This is a genomic window from Azospirillum himalayense (assembly GCF_042657465.1).
Lineage (GTDB): Bacteria > Pseudomonadota > Alphaproteobacteria > Azospirillales > Azospirillaceae > Azospirillum > Azospirillum himalayense.
In genome coordinates, this window is the sequence record NZ_JBHSLC010000021.1 from 173634 (window position 1) to 190818 (window position 17185).

Sequence of the window (17185 nt, forward strand, 5' to 3'; positions counted from 1 at the left end):
CCTTCCTCAACCCAGGATCAGGCGGGTGACGTCCTCGGGCAGGTCGCCGTCGAGCGCCATCAGGCGGACTCGCAGCAGGCAGGCCACCGCGATGGCGTCGGTGATCTCCCCGCGCTTGACCATGGCGTAGGCCTCCGCGAAGGGGACGTGGCGCAGCTGCAGGACCTCCGTCTCCTCCGGTTCGGCCTGCCCCTGCTCGATCCCCCAGGCGAGAAAGCAATGGGCGGTCTCGTCGGTGATGCTGTTGGACAGGTGCATGGTCAGGATCGGCAGCCAGTGGCGGGCGGTCTGGCCGGTTTCCTCCAGCAGTTCGCGCTTGGCCGACTCCACCGGTTCGACGCCCTTCTTGCCGCCGCCCTCCGGGATCTCCCAGCTGTACTGCTCCAAGGGGAAGCGGTACTGGCCGACCAGAGTGACGCGGCCCTGGTCGTCGATGGGAACCACACCGGTCGCCAGATTCTGGGCGTGCATGACGCCGTAGATGCCGGGGTTGCCGAGCGGGGTCAGCACGTCGTGCTCCACCACGCGCATCCACGGATTCTCGTAGATCGGCTTGGTCGTCAGGACGGTCCAGGGGTTGCCGGTCTTGTGCGGCACGCCGGTGCTCCTCAAGCGGTGTGGGGGCGGTGTGGGGACAGGCTGCAGGGTGCTGGTGCGGAACTATAGGCATTGCGCCTGGATGCTGCAACGCGGCGCGCTTCCGCCACCGTGCCGCGCGTCGCCTTCGGGACCGCAAGCCGTGGGTGTTGCGGAAATATTTCACAGTTAGATAAAATTTTCGCGGCAGTTCAGGCAAGTCCTCTCCGACTGTTCGTGCTGGTTACTTGACTCCCCGACTGTTGAGGTCTACCTCTATATTGTGCGGTATCCGTTGATGCCGGCGGTGGCCGTCCTTCGTGGGGCAGCAATTTTGGAAACGCAGCGCCGGATGCGGCACAATTTTCAGGATAGGGAGCGCTGGCGCAATCCCGACTGGCGGACGAAATTCGTCGCCTGGTGGGAAGGCTACGACCTCGCCGCGCTGTCCCGTCTGGCCCGCACCGCCCCCGCCTCCCGCCTGCCGCTGCGCGGTCCGGTGGCGGCGCTGGGGTCCGCCGCGCCGGCCGGCGCCCTGCCGCCCGAGGCGGCGCGGCCCGATGCCGAGCTGGAGCGGCTGGAGAACCTGCAGCTCGACCGCCAGGGCGAACCGGTCTGGTCGGTCGCCCGCACGGAGGGGGCGCAGATGCTGTGGGGCCAGGACTGCGTCGGTCCCGGCGACTCGCAATGGATGGTCGAATCCGTCCGCTCCTTCGGGCTGAACCCGGCCAAGAGCGTGCTCGACCTGTCGGCGGGGCTGGGTGGGCCGGCGCGCGGCATCGTCAACAGCTACGACACCTGGGTGACCGGGCTGGAGATGTCGCCCTTGCTGGCCAAGCTGGGGATGGAGCGTTCCAAGGCGTTGGGCGTGTCGAAGAAGGCACCGATCGGCCATTACGACCCGGAGCATTTCAACCAGGCGGGCTCCTTCGACCTCGTGCTGGCCGACCGGGTGATGCACCGGGTGCGCGACAAGGAGAACTTCCTCGACCGCGTCTGCGACTGCGTGAAGCCGAAGGGCGGCGTGCTGCTGTTCGACTATGTGATCGAGGGCACCCCGTCCTCCTGGGAAAGCTGGAACGGCTGGCGCGACTCCGAACCGCTGGAGGTTTATCCCTGGTCGGCCACCCGCATGGCCGACGAACTGACCCAGCGCAACCTCGACCTGCGCATTTCCGAGGACCTGACCCAGTTCCACCGCCGTCAGGCCGTGGAGCGGGTGCGCCGGCTGGGCGAGGCGTTGAAGACCGCCGCCCCCGAGCCCCGCGTGCTGAAGGCGCTGGCCCGCGAGTTGGCGCTGTGGTGGTCGCGCCTGCGCGTGCTGGGCAGCGGTCTGCGCTTCTGCCGCTACGTGGCGATGCGCCCGACCTGACGATTTCCTAATCGCAGACGCGCGGCTCGATCTTGCGCTCCGCGGCGAAGCGCCGGGCCGACTCCGTCACCAGCTTGCGGATCAGGGCGCGGCGCGGCTCGATGGGGCCGGAGACGTCCAGCCAGCGCTCCCCGTCCCACTGCTGCACATGCAGCGGCACGATTCCCTCATGGTCGGCGCAGGTGATGCGCAGCGGCTGCATGAAGCCGTCCAGCCCCAGTTCGGCGAGCCGCTCGGCGGTCAGGTCCAGATGATCGAAGCCCCAGGCCACCTGTGCTCCGGTCAGCGGCCGGCGCCCGTATTTGCCCTGCGCGGTGCGGATGGCCTCGACCAGGACGGCGGCGTTGAAGACCCCGCGGTTGTAGAGCACCGTGCCGATCTGGCCGGGATCACCGGCCCCCAGCCCATGAGCGTGAACCCGCTCGCGGATCGCGCGGATCACCGGCAGGTCCGCCCCGGCGGCGTGGAAGGCGACCGCCTTGTAGCCGACCGCCGCAGCGCCGACCGGCCGGACGTCCAGCTCCGACCCGGCCCACCAGACGCCGATCATGCGGTCGGCGGGATAGCCGGCGGCGGCGGCCTCGCGCAGGGCGGTGGAGTTCTGCACGCCCCAGCCCCACAGGATCACGTAATCGGGCCGGTAATGGCGGGCGATCTGCGTCCAGACAGCGCGCTGGTCCAGCCCCGGCGGGGCGACGGGGAAGCTGCGCATCTCGAAGCCCAGCGGGCCGCGCAGCGCCTCCAGCATGGGCAACGGCTCCTTGCCGAAGGCGCTGTCGTGGTAGACGTAGGCGATCTTCCGCCCGCGCAGCCGCTCCGTCCCGCCCAGCTCCGTGGCGCCCAGCTCCGTAGCGATGTGGCTGATCACGGCGTCGATGCCCGTCCAATAGCTGGCTGGGGCGTTGACCGCGTAGGGGAAGACCCGCCCGTCCGACACGTCCGCCCGCCCGTAGCCGGAGGAGAAGACCGGGATGCGGTCGGCGGCCCCGCGCTCGATCAGGGCGTAGGTGATGCCGGTGGACAGCGGCAGCACGGCGGCGGCGCCGGTCGGCCCCTTGGCTTTCAGCCGCTCGTAGCAGTCCACCCCGCGGTCGGTGTTGTAGCCGGTGTCGCACTCCTCCCAGGCGATGGGCACGCCGCCGATGCCGCCGTCGCGCCGGTTGACCAGCGTCAGATAATCGGCGACCCCGTCGGCCAGCGGGATGCCGTAGGGCGCGTAGGGGCCGCTGCGGTAGACGAGGTGCGGGAAGAATTGCGCCCCTTGCGGCGGCTCCGGGGCGGCCGCGACCGGGGCGCACAGCACCACCGCTGCCAGGGCCACCGCCGCCAAAGCTGGGGCGCGCCATGCCATTCCGTTTCCTCCACCCGTCGCGCGCCGGGCCGTTGCGCCCGTCCGCGTGGTTTTCGTTGCGCGGGATTCTAGTACGGACCGGCCCCTCTTCGCACGAAGAGAGCGCAGCCCCCACGCTTCCGCTTGCCTGCCCTTTGCAAGGTGCCGTTTGAAGGGGGGCGGGACCGGCACTAAATCAGGCGGTTGAGACATGCGGAAACCACGGCCGCCGCCCGGCCGGTCCGCCAATAACGCGAAGGAGGGGTACCGTGACGACGTTCACCGGTCAGGACTCGCTGAAAACCCGCCGCTCCCTGTCCGTCGGGGGCAAGAGCTACGATTATTTCAGCATCAAGGCCGCGGAGGACGCCGGACTGGGCGACCTCTCCCGGCTGCCCTATTCGATGAAGGTGCTGCTGGAGAATCTCCTGCGCTTCGAGGATGGGCGCACCGTGTCCACCGACGACGTCAAGGCGGTGGCCCAGTGGCTGCACGACAAGCGGTCCGACCGTGAGATCGCCTACCGCCCGGCGCGCGTGCTGATGCAGGACTTCACCGGCGTGCCGGCGGTCTGCGATCTGGCGGCGATGCGCGAGGCGATGGCCGCGCTGGGCGGCGATCCCAAGAAGATCAACCCGCTGGTGCCGGTCGATCTGGTCATCGACCACTCGGTGATGGTCGATTACTTCGGCAACCCCTCCGCCTTCGAGAAGAACGTCGAGCTGGAGTTCGAGCGCAACCTGGAGCGCTACGCCTTCCTGCGCTGGGGCCAGAAGGCCTTCGACAATTTCCGCGTCGTGCCGCCGGGCACCGGCATCTGTCACCAGGTGAACGTCGAGTATCTGGCGCAGGGCGTGTGGACCGACACCGACCCGGCGGGCAAGCTCGTCGCCTATCCCGACACGCTGGTCGGCACCGACAGCCACACCACCATGGTGAACGGGCTGGGCGTGCTCGGCTGGGGCGTCGGCGGCATCGAGGCGGAGGCGGCCATGCTCGGCCAGCCGATCTCCATGCTGATCCCCGAGGTCGTCGGCTTCAAGCTGACCGGGCGGCTGAAGGAGGGCACGACGGCCACCGACCTCGTGCTGACCGTCACCCAGATGCTGCGCAAGAAGGGCGTGGTCGGCAAATTCGTGGAGTTCTACGGGCCGGGTCTGGATCACCTGACGCTGGCCGACCGCGCCACCATCGGCAACATGGCCCCGGAATACGGCGCCACCTGCGGCATCTTCCCGATCGACGCGGAGACCATCCGCTACCTGACCTTCACCGGCCGCGACGCCGACCGCGTGGCGATGGTCGAGGCCTACGCCCACGCCCAGGGCATGTGGCGCGACGCCGGCACGCCGGACCCCGTCTTCACCGACGCGCTGGAGCTGGACATGACGACGGTCGAGCCGTCGCTGGCCGGCCCGAAGCGCCCGCAGGACCGCGTGCCGCTGTCCCAGGCGGCGCAGAGCTTCGGCACCGATCTGGTCGGCGCCTTCAAGGCGGAGGACGCCGACCGCTCCGTTCCGGTGAAGGGATGCGGCTACAATCTCGACCAGGGGGCGGTGGTGATCGCCGCCATCACCTCCTGCACCAACACCTCCAACCCGGCGGTGCTGGTGGCCGCCGGCCTGCTCGCCCGCAAGGCGGTGGAGAAGGGGCTGAAGTCCAAGCCCTGGGTCAAGACCTCGCTGGCCCCGGGCTCGCAGGTGGTCACCGACTATCTGGCCAAGGCCGGGCTCCAGCCCTACCTCGACCAGCTCGGCTTCAACATCGTCGGCTACGGCTGCACCACCTGCATCGGCAACAGCGGCCCGCTGCCCGACCCCATCGCCGCGGCGGTGGAGGAGGGCAACCTCGTGGTCGCCGCCGTGCTGTCGGGCAACCGCAATTTCGAAGGCCGGGTGAACCCGCACACGCGGGCGAATTATCTGGCCTCGCCGCCGCTGTGCGTCGCCTACGCGCTGGCCGGCAACATGAAGATCGACTTGGCCAAGGACCCCATCGGCACCGGCCATGACGGCCAGCCCGTCTATCTGAAGGACATCTGGCCGACCAACCAGGAGGTCCAGGACGCCATCGACGCCTCGCTGTCGGCGGAGATGTTCCGCAGCCGCTACGGCAACGTGTTCGAGGGGCCGGAGCAGTGGCGCGGCATCCGGACCGCCGAAGGCCAGACCTACGAGTGGCAGGCGGGCAGCACCTACGTGAAGCTGCCGCCCTTCTTCGCCGACATGCCGAAGACCCCCGAGGCGGTGAGCGACGTGCGCGGCGCCCGCGCGCTGGCCGTGCTCGGCGACAGCATCACCACCGACCACATCTCCCCCGCCGGCTCGATCAAGAAGACCAGCCCGGCCGGCGAGTATCTGCTGAGCCATCAGGTGCGCCCGCAGGACTTCAACTCCTACGGGGCGCGGCGCGGCAACCACGAGGTGATGATGCGCGGCACCTTCGCCAACATCCGCATCCGCAACGAGATGCTGGCGGGCGTGGAGGGCGGCGAGACCCGGCACTATCCTTCGGGCGAGCAGTTGCCGATCTACACCGCGGCGATGCGCTACGCCCAGGAGGGCGTGCCGCTGGTGGTCATCGCCGGCAAGGAGTACGGCACCGGCTCCAGCCGCGACTGGGCGGCCAAGGGCACCAAGCTGCTGGGCATCCGCGCGGTGATCGCCGAGAGCTTCGAGCGCATCCACCGCTCCAACCTCGTCGGCATGGGCATCCTGCCGCTCCAGTTCAAGGACGGGCTGACCCGCAACGATCTGGCGCTCGACGGCACGGAGACCTTCGACATCGACGGCATCGAGCAGGACCTGCGCCCGCGCAAGGACGTGACGATGACCATCACCCGCGCCGACGGGCAGACCCGGCAGGTGCCGCTGCTGCTGCGTATCGATACGGTGGACGAGGTCGAGTATTACCGGAACGGCGGCGTGCTGAACTTCGTCCTGCGCAACCTGGCGAAGTGACGGAAGCCGGCGCGGCGGGGGGCGGCACCGCCTTCCCGCTGCGCGGCGCCCCGGGCCGGGCCTCACTCTCCATAGGACGGGTCGGGGGCGCGCAGAACCTCCTGGATGCTCTGCACGAGCAGGATGCTGCCATGGGCCGAGAAATGGCCCTGGTCCAGGAAGTAGAAGCCCTGGTCGTCCTTGATCCGGCAGAGCGGAAGGGCCTTGCAAGGGTCGGGGTCGCAGAAATAGTCGGAGGTGTCGACGAACTGCGCGCCCCGCGTCGCGGTGATGACCGGCTGGTCGGCGGCTTGGCCGGTGATCGAATAGGCCCGTTCCGACTTCATGAAATAGGTGTGGTCGTAGGGGTTGCGGAAGCGGAACACCGGGCTCTGCCCCAGCACGACGATGCGGATGCCCCGGTTCAGCAGGGTCTCCACGGTCTCGTGCAGGCGGCGGAGATCGAGGGCGTTGGTGTCCATGTACCATTCCCACCGCGCCGCCATGATGACGATGCGGATGCCGTTGCGGTCGATGATCTCCTCGACGCGGCTGTTGAACTCCTGGCAATTCGGGCGGGCGTTGACCGACAGGTCCTTGATGGGCGGACAGCCGGACGCCGTGTACTGGACGATGTTGAAGGGCAGGGTGTCGGCGACGTTCTGAAGCCCTGGTACGTAATGGGCGGCGAAGGAATCCCCCCAGAGCAGGGCGGTGGGCGCGTCCGCCTTCAGGGAACCGATCCGGCAACTCTCCAGGCCCGGCCACGCCTCGGGCGGCTGGTCGGTTTCGAGGAAGCAGGTGTGTTCCTTGTAGAGTTCCCGTCCTGAGATGTCCTGCGGCGCGTAGTCGGAGAAGCGCTGCGGCAGCCCGTTGGTCAGATGGCCGATCAGCCCGACCCCCGCCAGCCCCGCCATGGCCCAGCCGGTCCGGGCGAAGACCATGGACGGTCGGCGGCCCGACGCTGCCCTGGGCTTGCGGAAGGGCACCTCGATCAGCCGCCAGGACAGCACGGACACCGCGGCGATGGCCGCGAGAAGGATCAGCGTTTCCTTGGTGGACAGGTCCCGCCCCTTGTAGAACCGCGCGAAGACCATCAGCGGCCAATGCCAGATGTACATGGAGTAGGAGATCAGGCCGATGAAGACCATGGGGCGCAGCGTCAGCACCCTCCCGACCACCGTCGGACCGCTCCGCCCCGCATGGATGATCAGCGCCGCCCCCAGGCAGGGCAGCAACGCGGCGTAGCCCGGAAAGGCCGTCGCCTCCGTCAAGGCGAACACGCTTGCGAGGATCAGGGCGGCGCCGAGCGCGCAGGCCAGTTCCCGCACCCCGCGGCCGCGGATGTCCGGTACGGCGCCGAAGGCGAGAAGGGCGCCCAGCACCAGTTCCCACAGCCGGGGCGGCAGCAGGTAGAAGGCCGCCACCGGATGATCCCGGACCAGCGACACGCCCAAGGCGAAGGACGCCGCCGCCGCCGCCGCCAGCACGGCGATCCACACCCGACGCCCGTACGGGAGCAGGGCCAGCACGGCGAGGGGAAAGACGATGTAGAATTGCTGCTCCACCCCCAGCGACCAGGTGTGGAGAAGCGGATTCATCTCCGCCGCGTTCTCGAAGTAACCGGACTTCAGATAATAGACGATGTTGGACGAGAACAGCGTGGTCGCCGCGAGGTTCTGGGAAAAGCTCTTCAACTCCTGGGGCGACAGCAGGAACAGGGCGAGCACCGCGGTGACCGCCAGCGCCGCGAACAGGGCGGGAAGGATTCGACGGATGCGGCGGACATAGAAGTCGGCGAGGGAAAAGGTGCCGCGCTGCGCGTCGTTCAGAACGATCGAGCCGATGAGGTAGCCGGAAATCACGAAGAACACATCGACGCCGATGTATCCGCCGCTGAACAGGGAAAACTTCGCGTGGAACAGAAGAACCGAAAGGATCGATACCGCGCGAAGGCCGTCGATGTCGGGGCGGTACGTCATGGGACCCGCAAGGTTTGGGTGGAACGGAGACGCGGGTCGGCGGTCCCGAACCCGGTTCAGCGGCGGGAGGCGAGCGACGAGGGAGTAGGGGAGTGCCCGGCTACGCGAGGGGAAGCGGTGTGAGCGCTCCCTGAAAATTCAATGATGTCAAAAGACGTCGCGGTATAGGCGTAAGGTTGGCATTTCTGTCGCCTGGATTGCTTTATTGTTTTCGATGCCCTTGATAGGAAAATGCCTGTGATTTCGATGGTATGGCATCGTGGCGGAGTGCTGAAGTGAATTATTGAATGAAAGCCTTAGGGTGTCGGCACTTTGAGTGATCTAACAAGAATTCAACGGTAGTGTCTGACCATTGGTGATAGAGAAAGCACCCTTTATTGCGTAGGGTGTCTGCGCCTGTTCGGGTTTTCACAATGTCTTCGTGTGTGTCGTAAGGTCTCTGGTTAAGATCCCGTTTTCTCCGTCCAGCCCGCCTCGCGAACCGCCGCCGCGTAACTGCGGCTGACCGGCACGCGCAGGCCGTTGCGCAGGACCAGCACCAGCTTGCCGTCCGGCTTGCGCTCCACCCCGGCGACGGCCGCGGCGGCGACCCAATGGGAGCGGTGGACCTGCATTCCCTCCAGCCCGGCCAGTTCCGCGATGGCGTCGCGCAGCCGCATCAGGATCAGGTCGCTGCCTTCCGCCGTGTGGGCACGGACGTAATGGTCCTCCATCTCCAGCGCCAGAAGGTTCCGGCCGAGCCGCGCGGGCAGGCGGGTGAGGAACGTGGGCTCCGGCCGCTCCGCCGGGGTTGCCGCCGCGTTGTCCGGGACGGGCGGGCATGGCGGCGGCGTGGGGGCGGCGAGAAGCCCACGGTCGCGCAGCTCCAGCCAGACCGGAATGGCGGACACCAGCAGGGTGACGAGGACGACGTAGACGAACAGCTCCGCCAATCCCAGTGGGCGCAGAAAATCCATCCCGCGCAGCCACTTTTCAAGCAGCGCGACGGTCAGCGTCATCAGTGCCGCCACCGCCAGGATCACCCCGGCCAGCATGGCGCGCCACGCCCCAATCCGTTCCCGCAGCAGACGGCCGGCGGCCAGGGTCAGAAGCTCGAAGGCGAGACCGCCCAGCCCGATCAGCCCGCACCAATAAGCCAGCCGCTGCGCCAGCGTCAGATCCGCGAAGGTGCCGAACGGACCCAGCAGGGTCAGCACCAGCGCGGCGGTCAGCAGCACGGGCAGGCGCCGGCCCAGCAGCCGGCGCCGGTAGGGCGTGTGGGGCTGTCCCGCCGCGGGAAACTCCGTCGTTTCACGCATCGTGAAGCGACGGCCGAGACGTTTCGCGAAGGCGCGTCCCGCCGATCCCGCAACGGCGGTGGCTCACCGCCCGCCGGTTCGGGCATGGAAGGCACCGGATCGGAAAGGCGACGGTTCGCCCACGGTGAAGGAAAGGGACAGGAAATGGGAGCCGCATGTCGGATTGGAATGGGGTTGGTCGGCGCGATGACGCTGACCCTCGCCGTGGCGGGGGCCGGTGCGGGGGAGCTTCGCGCAACCATCGGCAACGTCAAGCCCCAACAGGGCAAGCTGTGGGTCGCGCTGTATGACGGCACCGATGCCTACAAAGCGGAGCGGCGTTTTGCCGGGCAAATCCTGGAGGCGTCGGGGACGGAGGTGACGGCGGTTTTCGCCGGGCTGCCGGCGGGGCGCTACGGAGTCGCGGTGTTCCAGGATCGAAACGGCGACTCGGTGCTCACCACCAATCTGCTGGGCATGCCGCGCGAGCCCTACGGCTTCAGCGGCGGGGCGGCGGGCAGCGCCTTCGGCCCGCCGGCCTTCGATGCCTTCGCCCTGGCGGTGCCGGACGGGGGGACGGCGACCACCAGGGTGCCGCTGACGGAGTGAGCCGCCGTTCCGGGCAACCGGAGCCGCGCCGCGGAGGGCTCCTCACGCGCTGGCGGAGCGGGCGGACTGTTCCAGCGACTTGATGTGGGACAGGCCGGGCAGGATCTCCGACTTGACGAACTCCATGCGCCGGTTGGGGCCGCCGCCGCCGCGGGCGAAGCGGGCCTTCCACAGGTCCATCTTCACCGCCAGACCGCACAGCACGCCGCCGATGGTGACGTGGTGGGAGGCGATCAGCTCGCGGATGGAATGGAAGGTCTCGGCGTTGATGTCGCGCCAGAAGTCCTTGGACCGGTTGTCGAAGCTCTCGAACCGCCCGGTGATCGAGGTCGAGATGTCGGTCAGGTCGCGGCTGATCTCGTCGAGCATGCGCATCTGCCGGGCGTCGCGCTTGACCTCGGTGGAGCTGCGGATTTCGGCCATCCAGGAAAGGAAGCGCTGGATCTCCGGGACGATGTCGTCCAGGCATTTCTTGAAATAGGCCAGCGACAGGAAGATGTCGCCGTACTCCTCGAGGAACTGCGGGATCTCCCCCAGTTCGATGTCCAGCCGGTCGGCCATCATGCGCAGGTTGCGCAACGCCTCGTCCCGGTTGGGGTTGGAGAACATGCCGATGATGTCCTTCACGTCCTGGACCTGCATGTCCTCGGACCCGTAGACATACTCGACCAGCGGGCGCGTGAAGACGCGCATGTAGTTGGTCAGCTCCTCCTTCTTGCGGTCGGACAGGGTCAGCGACTCGACGCTGTTGACGTCGATGTTCATCCGGCGCAGTTCGATGCGGGAGGTGTAGACGTCGAAGCTGGAGGCGGCGGCGATCTTCTCGATCTTGACGAGGTCGCGCTCCACCTCCTCCTTGTAGGATTCGAAATAGGCGGTGAGGTGGCGGGGCGAGACCTGCCCGCTGCCGGTCTGGACGTCGTGGAACATCTCGACGACGGTCTGCAACCGCACGTTCTTGATCAGCCGGGCGTGCTGAAGACCCGGCGTTTCCAGCGGAATGGCCGACAGCGGCATGATGTGCAGCGCGTCGCGGGCCTCGTCCTCCCACTGCCTGCGCCGGCCTCCGCCCTGGGGACGTGCCGGCTTGTCCCCCGCACCCTCGGCCACAGCCTCGCTGGTGTCTGCCCCGTCGCTCAATGCCATCTCCCCGCAAGCCGGCGCCCATCCGCCCGCTCGTCCACTTTCGAGGTCCCCCACAAGGATAGCGGGTTGAGGGGGGCAGGCAAGGGTTGAAGGGGGCGTCCCGGAGCAATGTCATAGCACCGGACGTACAGAAACGAAAAGGGCCGGTCCGCGGCGGACCGGCCCTTTCGCAACCTCCGGGGAGGTTTCGGTGAAACCTCCGGGCGTCGTCAGCAGGACGCCCCGGCCGTCAATGGACGCTCAGCGGCTCCATGTCGTTCTGGCGGACGGTGGCGAAGGCCACGTCACGCTCGGCCAGCACCGTCAGCGGCGTGCCGTCGGCGGCGTGGACGGAGAAGGCCGGGGCGTCGTCGACGGTCACCGGCCGGACATAGGCCACATGGTCCAGCCCGAAGCTGGCGAAGTCCTGAGGCGACAGTTGGCGCAGGTAGGCCGCGGCCTTGTCGATGTCGAAGCTGTTCATGACGCAGTCCTTTGGACGAATCGGTCGAGGAGGTGAAGGCGGCAGGTTGCCGGAACCGGTCAGGCGTCGCCGCGGTCGGGCGCGACGTCGATGGTCTGCGGTCCGGCGGTGCCGCTGGCGGCCTGGGCGGGCTGCTCGATCTTGATGGTGCGGACCTTCGGTTCCGGCAGGGGCCGTTTCAGGTCGATGTTGAGCAGGCCGTTGTCGAGCGAGGCGCCGACCACCTCGATCCCCTCCGCCAGCACGAAGCTGCGCTGGAACTGCCGGGCGGCGATGCCGCGGTGCAGGTAGATGCGCGAGCGGTCGTCGGTCTGGCGGCCGCGGATGACGAGCTGGTTGTCCTCGATCTGAACGGACAGATCCTCGGAGGTGAAGCCGGCCACGGCCAGCGTGATGCGCAGGCCTTCGTCCCCGATCTGTTCGATGTTGTAGGGCGGATAGCCTTCCGCGGAATTCTTGGCGATGCGGTCCAGCGTGCGCTCGAACTGGTCGAAACCCAGGAGCAGCGGACTGTTGAAGAGCGAAAGACGTGTCGTCACGGCGCATCCTCCTCGAGAGGCGAGCGAGTTGCACATTGGGCCCGTTTCCGGCGCCCGGCTGGCTGGCGGCCCGAAAGGGGAGGATCGGCGCCGCTTCGTCATAGATTGGGGTAGGCCGCCCGGCGGTCAAGGTTCGCCGTTGCGGCAAAGCGCCCAGACTCTTCGGCAGGGCAACCGGCGGCTCGGAGTCAGACGAGGGGATTGGCGGCCGGTGCGGTGAAGACGAAGCGCCGGCTGGACCAGTAGTTCCAGGCGAAGGTGACGGCGGTCGCCGCGATCTTGGCGGCCAAGGGCGGAATGGCGGGGACCAGCAGACCGACCACCAGCGTGGACAGCGCCAGCCCGACGAGGTTGAAGGCCAGGAACAGCGGCAGGCGGCGGGCCATCGGGGCGGCCTCCCGGCGCATCCGGAAGGTCCAGCTGCGGTTCAGCAGGAAGCTGCACAGCACGCCGGCGCCGTAGCCCACGGCGTTGGCGGCCAGAACGGGCGCGCCGGCCACCGACACCAGAGCCAGGAACAGCGCGACATCCACCCCGGTGTTCAGCAGGCCGACCAGGGCGAAGCGGATGGCCGTCCAGGGAACGGCCCGCCCTCGGCCTTCCGTGCCGCTCAACTGTTGGCCCCGCTCTTGGCCTCGATGCGGGAGAAGGCTCCGGCGGCCGCGGCGATGCCGGTTCCCAGATGCACCACGACGGGGTCCGGCACGGCCTGCCCATCGGCTTCGGCGGCCGCGGCCCGGGCGGCGGCTTGGGCGGCGGCCTGGGCGGCCATGGCGTCGGGATGGCGGGCGATGCGGTCCACCACGAACAGCGGCCGCTGCTTGGTCTCCATGTAGAGCCGCCCCAGATACTCGCCCAGAACGCCCAGGATCAGAAGCTGGGTGCTGCCCAGCACCAGCGATACCACCATCACGCTGGTCCAGCCGGGAACCGTCGCGTGCTGCGACCAGCTCACCAGCGCGTAGCCGAGCGCCAGCAGCGCGCACAGCGCGAAGAAGAAGCCGACGTAGGAGGCGGCGCGCAGCGGCTTGATGGAGAAGCTGGTGATGGCGTCCACCGCGAAGCGGATCATCTTCCCCAGCGGGTACTTGGTCTCGCCGACGGCGCGGGCCTGCCGGTCGTAGGGCAGCGGTTCCTGCTTCAGCCCGATCCAGCTCACCATGCCGCGGATGAAGCGGTGCTGCTCCGGCATGGCGTTCAGCACCTCCAGGGCGCGGCGGCTCATCAGGCGAAAGTCGCCGGTGTCCTTGGGGATCTCGATGTCGACCAGCCGGTCGAGCAGGCGGTAGAACAGCGCCGCCGTGCCCTTCTTGAACCAGGTCTCGCCGTCGCGGGCCATGCGGGTGCCGTAGACCACGTCGGCCCCGGCGTCCATGCGGGCCATCATGGTGGACAGCAGTTCCGGAGGGTCCTGCAGGTCGGCGTCGATGATCAGGATGCGCTCGCCCCGGCAAACATGCAGACCGGCGGTCAGGGCGAGCTGGTGGCCGTGGTTGCGCGACAGGCGCACCCCCGTCACCGCCGGATCGTCGCGCACCAGAGTGGCGATGCGGCCCCAGGTGCCGTCGCGCGATCCGTCATCCACCAGGATCAGCTCATAGCTCTCCCCGACCTCCGCGCGGCAGGCCGCGGACACCCGGCGGTGCAATTCGCCGATCCCCTCGGCCTCGTTGTAGCAGGGAACCACCACGGACAACCGCGGGGCCCCGGCAACGGCGTGCTGCATAAACCTTCTCCCGTCACCGCCTTCCGTCCGTGCCCCGATCCGATGGCCGTCCCGACGATGGATTTCACAGCGTGAAACCCAACGGAGGTCCCCTTCGGGCGAGAGCGCAGTCTTCGGGCGACACCGGCGCGGTACCGCCGGCATCCCGCTTCGCCAACGGGATCGGAGGCCCTTTTGCCCCGCCGGAATTCGGTACTAACCCGGTCATGCGGCCACCGCGCCGGCCCGGCCGGCGGAAATCCCCGGAACGTCACAGGCCTATGGCATTTGCGACGATTGCCGGTGCGGACGGGGTGCCTCGAAGGGCATGGTGCAATGCGGAACGCCGGGCCTTTTCCGTCCCGGAGCGCCAGCGCCTCGCCACTCCGGACGGCGATGCCGGCTGGGGTGCCTCGACCGGGTTGCCTATGACGGGTGACCTCCTCCGGAGCGGCACGCCCCTTGCGTGAAAACAGCGAACCGGCGGACCGAAACGGAGCAGCATCCACCGGTATGCCGGGAATGCATCGCACGATGCGAATCCCCGTCGCGCCACACAGGCAAAATGCAAAACGGGATCGCCAGGGGGTTGCGATGGGCGGGAGAGATGCGATGAACATGGTTTCCAGCGAACTGCTGCTCGGGCTGGCGCAGAGCATTGGACTGTTCGCGGTCGTGGCGGTCGTCTTCCTGCAGATCCGCAGCCGCGCCGCCGGCTGGCCGGCGCCGTTGGCCAACGCCCTGCTGGGCCTGATGTTCGGCGGGGTGGCGGTGCTGGGCATGGCCGATCCCGTGCAGGTGGCGCCGGGCCTGTTCATCGACGCGCGCAACGTCATCGTCGGGCTGGCCGGCCCGTTCGGCGGTCCTCTGGCCGGGGCGGCGGCGGCGGCGGTGTCCGGTGCCTTCCGCATCTGGATGGGCGGCCCGGGGGCGGTGGCTGGAGTCACCTCGTTGGCCGGCGCGGGCCTGATCGGCATTTTGGTGGCCGCAGCGGCGCGGCGGAGCGGGCGGTTCGGCAACGGGCACCTGACTGCGCTGGCCCTGCTGGTGACGGTGATGGCGCCCTTCAGCTTCCTGCTGCTGCCCCCCGATCTGGCGCGTCGGCTGATGGACACCGCGCTGGTGCCGCTGAGCCTCGGCAACTTCTTCGGAACGCTGGCGCTGGGCACCTTCCTGCGCAAGGAGCAGGAGCGCCTCGATCTCCAGGTCGCCCTCACCGAAAGCCAGCGCCGCTTCGCCGCGACGGTGGCGAATCTGCCGGGCGGCGTTTATCAGCGGGTGCTGACGGCGGAGGGCCGGCTGCGCTTTCCTTATTGCAGTCCCGGCTTCTTCCAGGTGATGAGCCTGCCGCCGACGGAGCGGGTGACGCTGGGGGCACTGACCCGCATCCTCCATCCCGAAGACCGCCCGAACCTCTACGCCTCGATCCACGCCTCCGCCGAGACGCTGGAACCCTGGAAGATGGAGTACCGGATCCTTCGGTCGGACGGCGAGATCCGCTGGATCAGCGCCTCCAGCCGCGCCGTCCGGCGCGACAACGGCGACATCGTGTGGGACGGCATCGTCACCGACGTGACCGAGGCCAAGCGCAACGAGCAGGCGCTGATCCAGGCCCGCCTGGAGGCCGAGGCGGCCAGCCGCGCCAAGGCCGAGTTCCTGGCGACCATGAGCCATGAGATGCGCACGCCGCTGAACGGCATCCTGGGCTTCGCCCGTCTGCTGCTGGACGAGGACCTGACGCCCCGGCAGAACCATCATGCCCGCCTCGTCCGCGACGCCGGGCGGTCGCTTCTGACGGTGATCGAGGATGTGCTGGACTTCTCCCGCATCGAGGCCGGGCGGCTGGTGTTGAACGACACCCGCTTCGCCATCCGCGACCTGATCGCCAACTGCGCGGCGGTGCTGCGCCTGGAGGCCGAGGCGAAGGGGCTGACGCTGCATGCCGCCGTCGCGCCGGACGTTCCGGACTGGCTGAGCGGCGATCCCGACCGGCTGCGGCAGGTGGTTCTGAACCTGCTGGCCAACGCGGTGAAGTTCACCGAGCATGGCGGCGTCGGCCTGACCATCGTGAAGATCGCCGACACCCCCGCCGGCCCCCATCTGACGATCAGCGTCACCGACACCGACACCGGCATCGGCATTCCGCCTGATCGGCAGGGCCAGCTGTTCCGGCGCTTCAGCCAGATCGACCGGTCGCGCGGAGGCACGGGTCTGGGCCTCGCCATCAGCCGGCGGCTGGTGGAGATGATGGGCGGGACGGTCGGGGTGCAGAGCCAGGCGGGCGTCGGCTCCACCTTCTGGCTGTCGCTGGTGCTGCCGGAATCCGATCCGCCGGTCCGGGGCTGCGCCCCGTGCGCGGCGGAACTGCTGGTCCGTCGCCGTCCGGCGCGCATCCTTTTGGCCGAGGATCTGGCGATGAACCGGGAACTGATCGTGGCCATGCTGCTGGGGGCGGGCCACCGTGTGGACGCCGTCGCGAACGGGCAGCAGGCCGTGGAGGCGGTGCAGCGCAGCGTCTACGATCTCGTGTTGATGGACGTGCACATGCCGGAATTGGACGGTCACGCCGCCACCCGGGCGATTCGAACCCTGCCACCGCCGGTGGGAAGCATCCCGATTCTGGCGATGAGCGCCAGCGCGTTGCCCGACGAGGTTCAGCGCTGCCACGATGCCGGCATGAACGGCCACGTTGCCAAGCCGGTGGACCGCGGCATTCTGCTGGATGCCATCGATCACGCGGTGGGCGGAGCTGTCCGGGGCGAACCGGCCATCCCCTCCTCCTTCGCCGAGGTGGAAATGGGCGCTTCGCCAAGGATCATGGCGGCGCCGACTCCGCTCCGTCAGCCGCTTGACCCGATGATGTTGCGCCAATTGTCCGACGATCTGGGGGAGGACGCCTGCGTTCGTCTGGCCGTCGCCTTTCTCGATGAACTCCCCGACCGGATGAGTCGCCTGCGCACCGGCGGCGGATCCGGTGATGTGGCGGCGCAGGCGCTGATCGCGCCGTCGGCGAGTCTGGGGCTGGTCCGTCTGGCGTCCGTCTGCCGCGCGCTCTGCGCCGCGTTCCGTGCGGGTCGGCGGGACGAGGCGGCGGGGTTGACAGCCAGCGTCCTGGAGGCGGCGGAGGAGGGCGCCGGAGCCCTGCGCGACGTCCTGTCCGCAAACCGGACGGAAGCCCTTTCCAAGTCTCTTGCGAAGGACATCGTCCGGACGCCATAATTACTGTGTGCGGCAATTTTCTCTCCTC

The 17185-nt window shown here is 68.5% G+C and carries 13 protein-coding genes; 4 read left to right on the plus strand and 9 right to left on the minus strand.

Features of this window, described 5'->3' with window-relative positions; all coding sequences use genetic code 11:
• Positions 1–6 precede the first annotated feature (6 nt).
• Positions 7–597 (minus strand): NUDIX domain-containing protein, encoded by a 591-nt coding sequence (locus ACFPMG_RS12705; RefSeq protein WP_014239211.1) that lies wholly within the window; start codon positions 595–597, stop codon positions 7–9.
• 331 nt (positions 598–928) lie between these two features.
• Between ACFPMG_RS12705 and ACFPMG_RS12710 the strand changes: the two genes are divergently transcribed.
• A complete protein-coding gene (locus tag ACFPMG_RS12710; RefSeq protein ID WP_376995486.1) occupies positions 929–1948 on the plus strand; it encodes a class I SAM-dependent methyltransferase in 1020 nt (339 codons plus the stop codon).
• A gap of 7 nt (positions 1949–1955) precedes the next feature.
• On the opposite strand, the gene ACFPMG_RS12715 is transcribed toward ACFPMG_RS12710, so the two are convergent.
• Positions 1956–3299: an ABC transporter substrate-binding protein gene (locus ACFPMG_RS12715; protein ID WP_376995487.1), complete on the minus strand. Its 1344-nt coding sequence runs from the start codon at positions 3297–3299 to the stop codon at positions 1956–1958.
• Positions 3300–3547: 248 nt separating this feature from the next.
• Between ACFPMG_RS12715 and acnA the strand changes: the two genes are divergently transcribed.
• A complete protein-coding gene (gene acnA / locus ACFPMG_RS12720) occupies positions 3548–6238 on the plus strand; it encodes an aconitate hydratase AcnA (protein WP_376995489.1) in 2691 nt (896 codons plus the stop codon).
• 62 nt (positions 6239–6300) lie between these two features.
• Here acnA and ACFPMG_RS12725 read toward each other — a convergent pair whose 3' ends face one another.
• Both ACFPMG_RS12725 and ACFPMG_RS12730 read right to left on the minus strand, forming a co-directional pair.
• Positions 6301–8199, minus strand: coding sequence for an acyltransferase family protein (locus ACFPMG_RS12725; RefSeq protein WP_376995491.1), 1899 nt, complete (start codon positions 8197–8199; stop codon positions 6301–6303).
• A 443-nt stretch (positions 8200–8642) separates the two neighbouring features.
• Positions 8643–9497 (minus strand): LytTR family DNA-binding domain-containing protein, encoded by an 855-nt coding sequence (locus ACFPMG_RS12730; RefSeq protein ID WP_376995493.1) that lies wholly within the window; start codon positions 9495–9497, stop codon positions 8643–8645.
• Between the two features lie 168 nt (positions 9498–9665).
• Here ACFPMG_RS12730 and ACFPMG_RS12735 point away from each other — a divergent pair, with 168 nt between their 5' ends.
• Complete coding sequence (locus ACFPMG_RS12735; protein WP_376995495.1) at positions 9666–10085, plus strand: DUF2141 domain-containing protein; 420 nt, start codon at positions 9666–9668, stop codon at positions 10083–10085.
• 42 nt (positions 10086–10127) lie between these two features.
• Here the strand turns inward: ACFPMG_RS12735 and ACFPMG_RS12740 are convergent, their stop codons facing one another.
• The 5 genes from ACFPMG_RS12740 to ACFPMG_RS12760 form a co-directional block, all read right to left on the minus strand.
• Complete coding sequence (locus ACFPMG_RS12740) at positions 10128–11225, minus strand: hypothetical protein (protein ID WP_376995497.1); 1098 nt, start codon at positions 11223–11225, stop codon at positions 10128–10130.
• A 235-nt stretch (positions 11226–11460) separates the two neighbouring features.
• Positions 11461–11694, minus strand: coding sequence for a DUF1150 family protein (locus tag ACFPMG_RS12745; RefSeq protein ID WP_376995498.1), 234 nt, complete (start codon positions 11692–11694; stop codon positions 11461–11463).
• Between the two features lie 59 nt (positions 11695–11753).
• Positions 11754–12233, minus strand: a complete 480-nt coding sequence (locus ACFPMG_RS12750) for an Hsp20 family protein (RefSeq protein ID WP_014239222.1) — start codon at positions 12231–12233, stop codon at positions 11754–11756.
• Between the two features lie 188 nt (positions 12234–12421).
• A complete protein-coding gene (locus ACFPMG_RS12755) occupies positions 12422–12847 on the minus strand; it encodes a GtrA family protein (protein ID WP_376995500.1) in 426 nt (141 codons plus the stop codon).
• On the minus strand, positions 12844–13959 hold the full coding sequence (locus tag ACFPMG_RS12760) for a glycosyltransferase family 2 protein (RefSeq protein WP_376995502.1): 1116 nt from the start codon (positions 13957–13959) through the stop codon (positions 12844–12846). Before ACFPMG_RS12760 ends, ACFPMG_RS12755 begins: the two co-directional genes overlap by 4 nt.
• A 591-nt stretch (positions 13960–14550) precedes the next feature.
• Here ACFPMG_RS12760 and ACFPMG_RS12765 point away from each other — a divergent pair.
• Positions 14551–17157 (plus strand): ATP-binding protein, encoded by a 2607-nt coding sequence (locus ACFPMG_RS12765; RefSeq protein WP_376995503.1) that lies wholly within the window; start codon positions 14551–14553, stop codon positions 17155–17157.
• Positions 17158–17185: the final 28 nt, after the last annotated feature.

What these genes read in the sequence shown, in the direction of transcription:
- ACFPMG_RS12710 (WP_376995486.1), top strand. Translation starts at nt 929, where the DNA reads ATGCGGCACAATTTTCAGGATAGGGAGCGCTGGCGCAATCCCGACTGG.
- ACFPMG_RS12715 (WP_376995487.1), bottom strand. Translation starts at nt 3,299, where the DNA reads ATGGCATGGCGCGCCCCAGCTTTGGCGGCGGTGGCCCTGGCAGCGGTG.
- ACFPMG_RS12725 (WP_376995491.1), bottom strand. Translation starts at nt 8,199, where the DNA reads ATGACGTACCGCCCCGACATCGACGGCCTTCGCGCGGTATCGATCCTT.
- ACFPMG_RS12730 (WP_376995493.1), bottom strand. Translation starts at nt 9,497, where the DNA reads ATGCGTGAAACGACGGAGTTTCCCGCGGCGGGACAGCCCCACACGCCC.
- ACFPMG_RS12735 (WP_376995495.1), top strand. Translation starts at nt 9,666, where the DNA reads ATGGGGTTGGTCGGCGCGATGACGCTGACCCTCGCCGTGGCGGGGGCC.
- ACFPMG_RS12745 (WP_376995498.1), bottom strand. Translation starts at nt 11,694, where the DNA reads ATGAACAGCTTCGACATCGACAAGGCCGCGGCCTACCTGCGCCAACTG.
- ACFPMG_RS12760 (WP_376995502.1), bottom strand. Translation starts at nt 13,959, where the DNA reads ATGCAGCACGCCGTTGCCGGGGCCCCGCGGTTGTCCGTGGTGGTTCCC.
- ACFPMG_RS12765 (WP_376995503.1), top strand. Translation starts at nt 14,551, where the DNA reads ATGAACATGGTTTCCAGCGAACTGCTGCTCGGGCTGGCGCAGAGCATT.